Below are 5,798 nucleotides of genomic sequence, written 5' to 3'. Positions count from 1 at the left end.
GAGCGGCGCCTGGAGGCCGTTCAGCACGACCGCCCACACGATCCAGCCCGCCTCGCCCCTCAGCACGCCCAGTCCCCAGCCCAGAACAAGCGCCAGCTTGGGCGCCGCCATGACGATCAGTCCGCCCAGCAGCGGCCAGAATCCCCGTTTGGTCAAGCCCATCACCTGCAGGGACACGATGCGCCCCTCGGCCGCCGTGGCCGGGACGAACAGCGCCAGCCGGGCGGCCAGGGCGACGACGGCGTACAGCGCCGCCGCGGTGATCGCCCCCAGCAGCGCCAGCTTCCAAGTCGCGCCGACGCCGGCCCAGTCGCGTGCGCGGATCGCCTCTGCGTCCAGCCCGGCCAGGCCGTAGAGCGCCAGCAGCGCCAGCGCCGCCACCGACAGGATCATGGCCATGAACACCCCGCACAGGGCGAAACCCGCCAGCAGCCGCACCTCGGTCGCCCCGAACTGCAGTCCCGCCGGCCCGAGGCCCAGCGCCCGCGCCCCGGCAACGTCGGTCGAAACGGCGATCCGCGACAGGGCGCCCGCCAGCTCCAGGGCGCCCAGCATGGCCGCGACGGCCGCGACGCCCGTGGGCAGGAAGGGCCAGGCGCTCCAGGCCATCGCCGACAGCACGATGGCGCCCGCCCCCTCGCGCCAGGCGCGCACGACGCCGCGTCCCGCCTGCGCCAAGGCGTCGTCCCATCCCAATCCGCCGCGCGCCTGACTCAAGGCGAAACTCCCCAACCCGTCCGCGCTATAGCAGGGGATCATGACTTGCGGCCAGACGGGCGCTAGAAGGCCGCGATGACCTCCTCCCCCGCTTCCGTTTCCCCCGTCCACGTCATCGGCGGCGGCCTGGCCGGCTCCGAGGCCGCCTGGCAGATCGCCCAGTCCGGCGTCCCCGTCATCCTGCACGAGATGCGCGGCGTCCCCGGCGTGAAGACCGACGCCCACCAGACCGACGGCCTGGCCGAGCTGGTCTGCTCCAACTCCTTCCGCTCGGACGATTGGGAATACAACGCCGTCGGCCTGCTGCACGCCGAGATGCGGGCGCTGGATTCGATCATCATGGCCTCGGGCGACGCCAACCAGGTGCCCGCCGGCGGCGCCCTGGCCGTCGACCGCGACGGCTTTTCCCAGGCCGTGACCGCCCGTCTCGAAGCCCATCCCCTGATCACCATCGTCCGCGAAGAGATCGCAGGCCTGCCGCCGCAGGAGTGGGACAATGTCATCGTCGCCACCGGCCCCCTGACCTCCCCCGCCCTGGCCGACGCCATCCTGAAGGCGACGGGCGAAGAGAGCCTCAGCTTCTTCGACGCCATCGCCCCCATCGTCCACGCCGACTCGATCGATTTCGACGTCGCCTGGCGCCAGTCGCGCTATGACAAGGAAGGGCCGGGCGGAGACGCGGCCGCCTACGTTAACTGCCCGATGGACAAGGCCCAGTACGAGGCCTTCATCGACGCTCTGCTGGACGGCCCCAAGGCCGAGTTCAAGGACTGGGAGAACGTCCCCTATTTCGACGGCTGCCTGCCCATCGAGGTCATGGCCGAGCGCGGCCGCGAGACCCTGCGTCACGGCCCGATGAAACCCGTTGGCCTGACCAATCCGCGCGATCCGCTGGTCAAGGCCTACGCCATCGTCCAGCTGCGCCAGGACAATGCGTTGGGCACCCTGTTCAACCTGGTCGGCTTCCAGACCAAGCTGAAGCACGGGGCGCAGGCCGAGGTCTTCCGCATGATCCCCGGCCTGCAGAACGCTCAGTTCGCGCGTCTGGGCGGTCTTCACCGCAACACCTATCTGAACAGTCCCCAACTGCTGGACAAGCAGCTGCGGCTGAAGGCGATACCACGCCTGCGTTTCGCCGGTCAGGTGACGGGGGTCGAAGGCTATGTCGAGAGCGCGGCCATGGGCTTGCTGACCGGCCGTCTGGCCGCCGCGCAAGCGCTGGGTCGCGACTTGGCCCCGCCGCCGCCTGAGACCGCTATGGGCGCCCTGGTGGAACACATCACCGGCGGGCATCTGGCGGGATCGAAGTTCCAGCCGATGAACATCAACTATGGCCTGCTGCCGCCGCTGGAAGCGCCCAAGGTCGATGAGGCCGGCGTCAAGATTCCACTGAAGGAACGCGGCCGGGCCAAGAAGCGGCTGATGAGCCTCCGGGCGATGGAAAGCCTGAAGGCCTGGCGCGACGCGGCGACCTAGACCACCGTCCCGAACACCCGTCCGATCACGGCCGTGACCGCCATGGCCAGCACGCCCCAGAAGGCGACGCGAACCACGGACCGGCCGATGTCGGCCCCGCCCGCCCGCGCGCCCAAGGCCCCCAGCGCGATCAGACCGGCGACGGCGCTGGCCGCGACCCAGATTAACAGCCCGCTGGTCGGCGCAATGGCGACCGTCGCCAGGGGCAAGGCGGCGCCCGCGGCGAAAGTGGCGGCGGACGTCAACGCCGCCTGGACCGGCCGCGCCGTCGTGAAGCTGGAGATGCCCAATTCGTCGCGCGCATGGGCACCGAGCGAATCGTGCGCCATCAGCTGTTCAGCGACAGCCCGTGCCGTTTCGGGCAGAACGCCCCGTTCGACATAGATCGCCGCCAGTTCATCCCGTTCAGCCTCGGGCGCGGCGGCCAATTCGGCGGCTTCCCGGGCCAGGTCGGCTTTTTCGGTGTCCGACTGAGAGCTGACGGACACATATTCACCGGCCGCCATGGACATGGCGCCCGCGACCAGACCCGCCACGCCCGACACCAGAACCGCCGTTTTCGGGGCTCCGGACGCGGCCACGCCGACGATCAGGCTGGAGGTGGAAAGGAGGCCGTCGTTGGCGCCCAGGACTGCGGCTCTCAGCCATCCGATACGGGCGATCAGATGACGTTCCAAATGGGTTCGCGACACGGCGGATCTCCACGCTGTTCGTCGCCACAGCAGCCCCTATCGAGGGCCGGCGCAAGCGCGATCTGAAGTCGGGCGCGACTTCAGATGCGTCCGACGAAGGACGCCGCGATCAGCCTGAGCCGCTTCAGCGGTTCGGGCCGGTTGGGATCGGTCAGGGCGGCGTGGGCGACGGCTGGGAATCCCTCGGGCGGCAGGCGTTTCAACGCGGCATTGGCTGCTCGCTTCAGGGACGACGCTTCCTTCGCCCGACCGGCCTGCGCCAGTCCCCAGACCCGGCCGACGGGCGCCACGGCTGCATCATGGCCTTCGCCCGCCAGTATCCGCACACCGACCTGCATCGGGCCGACGTAGAAGGCGTCAAGATCGTGCGGCTGTTCGCGCACCCGGCCGATATGGGCGTCGATCAGGGCGTCGAACGGCGCGCGGTCCAGGCCGTGACGCGCGACGAGATCGGTCAGGGCCTCCAGCACCGGATGGCCCTTGCGCGGCACGCCGGCGAAGACGCCGTCCATCTGTTCCGCCCACCAAGTGTAGCGCATCTCGGCCAGCAGCGGCTGGGTCACGCGCGTAGGGATGCTCATCAGCTCGGCTTCGAAGGCGTAGAGCGTGATCAGGTCAGCGCGGGCGCGGTCATCCGCGACCAGGCGACTGGACAGCCAGCGGTCGAGGTCGGCGGTGCGGACCTGTTGGTCGAGCGTATCCGCAGTCTCGGTCAAGCGGCGCGCGACACCGCGAAATCGGCCAGATCCTCCAGCGCGGCGCGCCAGTCCGACGCCGGCAGGGCCGACAAAGCCGCCTTGGCCCGGTCGGCGTAGTCTCCGGCCAGATCCAGCGTGGCCCCGATGGCGCCCGAGCCGACAATTAGTTCGCGCGCCCGGCCGAAGTCTTCGGGCGTGCGCTCGCCCTTGGTGATGGTGCGCTCCCAAAAGGCCTCTTCGCGGCCGCGCGTGCGCGCCACGCCCAGCAGCAGCGGCAGGGTCGCCTTGCCCTCGTTGAAATCGTCGCCGGCGTTCTTGCCCAGGGCCTCGGCTGTCGCGCCGTAGTCCAGCGCGTCGTCGGCCAGCTGGAAGGCGATGCCCAGCGCCATGCCGTAGTCGCGCAGGGCTTTGATCGCAGCCGGATCGGCGCCGGCGCCCACCGCGCCCGCCTCGGCGGCGGCGGCGAACAGTTCGGCGGTCTTGGCCGAGATGATCTGCAGATAGGTGGCCTGGTCCAGGTTCAGGTCGTGGGCGCGCGTCAGCTGCAGCACCTCGCCCTCGGAGATGACGCGCGACGCCTCGGCCAGAATGCCCAGGGCGCGCATCGAATCCGTCTCGACCATCAGTTCGAAGGCGCGGGCGAACAGGAAGTCGCCAACCAGGACGCTGGTGGGAGCGCCCCAGATCAGATGGGCCGCCACCTTGCCCCGGCGCAGTTCCGAGGCGTCCACGATGTCGTCGTGCAGCAGGGTGGCGGTGTGGATGAACTCGACCGCGGCGGCCAGCTTCCGGGGCGCGTCGATATCGCCGGTCGCGCCGGTCGCGCGCGCGGCGGCGACGGTGATCAGCGGACGCAGCCGCTTGCCCCCGGCCGACACCAGATGCTCGGCCAGCTTGGGGATGATCGGCACGTCCGACTGCATCCGGTCCAGGATCAGGGCGTCCACGGCGGCCATGTCGGTCTGGGCCAGCCGAACCAGGGCGTCGACGTCCCCTTTCGGGCGGGCAGCGGCGGCGATGGCGACGTCCAAGGGAGAGACTCTTTCACAGGCGCGCGCGGCGGTCCGCGGCAGGCATGACGATCCAACGACTTGCCGGATCGCGATGCGGCGCACAATGGTGGTCGGCCCCTTGAGGGTCAAGGAGATTGAGGCTTGGATCAGCCCGTCCCGGCGTCGCCGGACATTGTCGAGAACGGCCTGCTGAACGGTCGGGTGCGCCTTCGCCAGCCTGCGCGCGGCTATCGCGCCGGCCTGGACGCCGCGCTGCTGGCCGCCGCCGTCCCCGCCCTGCCCGGCCAGCGCGTGCTTGAGGCGGGCTGCGGCGCAGGCGGCGTTCTGATGCAGATCGCGGCGCGACGCCCGGAAGCGGTTCTGACCGGTCTGGAGCGCGATCCCCTGATGGCCGCGCTGGCGCGGGACAACGCCGGCCTGAACGGGGTCGAGGATCGCACGACGATTCGCACGGGAGACGTCGCCAAAGGATTTCGCGCCCTCGACCTGCCGCCGTTCGACTGGGCCGTGTCGAATCCGCCCTTCTTCGACGACCCCGCGACCCTGCGCGCCCCGGCCGAAGCAAAGCGCGGCGCCTGGATGGCCGACGACGGCCTTCAGGCCTGGACGGCGTTCCTGCTGAAGGCGGTGCGCGAGGGCGGTCGCATCGTCGTCATCCACCGCGCCGACCGGCTGGCCGACCTTCTTGCGCTGCTGGGAGACAAGGCCGGCGCCGTCGCCGTGCGCCCCATCCACCCGTTCGCCGACCAACCGGCCAAGCGGGTTCTGGTCCATGCCGTCAAGACCGCCCGCGCGCCCCTGCGCCTCCTGCCGCCCTTGGTCCTCCACGACCGATCGGGCGCCAAGCACGCGCCAGAAGCCGAGGCGGTTCTGCGCGGCGACGTCGCGCTGGACTGGTGAGGCCCCGTCTCCTCCCCATCGCCTGCGATGGGGAGGGGGACCGCCGCCGCAGGCGGGGTGGAGGGGCTCTTGAAGCTCGCACGGCGCCTCGTCAGGGGACAGCACGTTGGGGCGGCGTGCGCCCCCTCGTTTTCCGTCATCCTCGCCCTCGTGGCGAGGATCCAGACTCCCGGTGTCGGACGACTGTGCGCCCTGCAGCGGAACCGGGAGTCTGGATCCCAGGGACAAGCCCTGGGATGACGGGAGCAGGTGGCGGAATGTCAGGCCGAACCCGCCAACTCTCCAAATGCCGCTGCCCTGAC

The 5,798-nt window shown here is 70.5% G+C and carries 6 protein-coding genes; 2 read left to right on the top strand and 4 right to left on the bottom strand.

The genetic code is table 11. The features are described 5' to 3' along the window. A partial coding sequence (locus tag B2U11_RS09215) for a hypothetical protein (protein WP_292071301.1) occupies positions 1 to 717 on the bottom strand: 717 nt, incomplete at its 3' end. 75 nt (positions 718 to 792) lie between these two features. Between B2U11_RS09215 and trmFO the strand changes: the two genes are divergently transcribed. After that, positions 793 to 2,193 (top strand): methylenetetrahydrofolate--tRNA-(uracil(54)-C(5))-methyltransferase (FADH(2)-oxidizing) TrmFO, encoded by a 1,401-nt coding sequence (trmFO, locus tag B2U11_RS09210; RefSeq protein WP_292071300.1) that lies wholly within the window; start codon positions 793 to 795, stop codon positions 2,191 to 2,193. Here trmFO and B2U11_RS09205 read toward each other — a convergent pair. The 3 genes from B2U11_RS09205 to B2U11_RS09195 form a co-directional block, all read right to left on the bottom strand. Then, entirely contained in the window at positions 2,190 to 2,885 is a 696-nt protein-coding gene (locus B2U11_RS09205; RefSeq protein ID WP_292071299.1) for a VIT1/CCC1 transporter family protein, read from the bottom strand. The genes trmFO and B2U11_RS09205 overlap by 4 nt on opposite strands. Positions 2,886 to 2,965: 80 nt before the next feature. Beyond that, positions 2,966 to 3,601 carry a squalene/phytoene synthase family protein gene (locus B2U11_RS09200; RefSeq protein WP_292071298.1) on the bottom strand — a complete coding sequence of 212 codons (636 nt, stop codon included), beginning with the start codon at positions 3,599 to 3,601 and terminating at the stop codon, positions 2,966 to 2,968. Beyond that, positions 3,598 to 4,539, bottom strand: a complete 942-nt coding sequence (locus tag B2U11_RS09195) for a polyprenyl synthetase family protein (RefSeq protein WP_292071315.1) — start codon at positions 4,537 to 4,539, stop codon at positions 3,598 to 3,600. Before B2U11_RS09195 ends, B2U11_RS09200 begins: the two co-directional genes overlap by 4 nt. A gap of 198 nt (positions 4,540 to 4,737) precedes the next feature. Here B2U11_RS09195 and B2U11_RS09190 point away from each other — a divergent pair, with 198 nt between their 5' ends. After that, a complete protein-coding gene (locus tag B2U11_RS09190) occupies positions 4,738 to 5,496 on the top strand; it encodes a tRNA1(Val) (adenine(37)-N6)-methyltransferase (RefSeq protein ID WP_292071297.1) in 759 nt (252 codons plus the stop codon). The last annotated feature ends 302 nt before the right edge of the window (positions 5,497 to 5,798 follow it).

It is taken from the genome of Brevundimonas sp. UBA7534 (genome assembly GCF_002479325.1).
Classification (GTDB): Bacteria; Pseudomonadota; Alphaproteobacteria; order Caulobacterales; family Caulobacteraceae; genus Brevundimonas.
Note: the sequence above shows the minus strand (reverse complement) of the source record. Positions and strands in the feature narration are given on the sequence as shown.

Coding starts and splice junctions, on each gene's coding strand:
- trmFO (WP_292071300.1), top strand. CDS start 793: ATGACCTCCTCCCCCGCTTCCGTTTCCCCCGTCCACGTCATCGGCGGC.
- B2U11_RS09195 (WP_292071315.1), bottom strand. CDS start 4,539: ATGGCCGCCGTGGACGCCCTGATCCTGGACCGGATGCAGTCGGACGTG.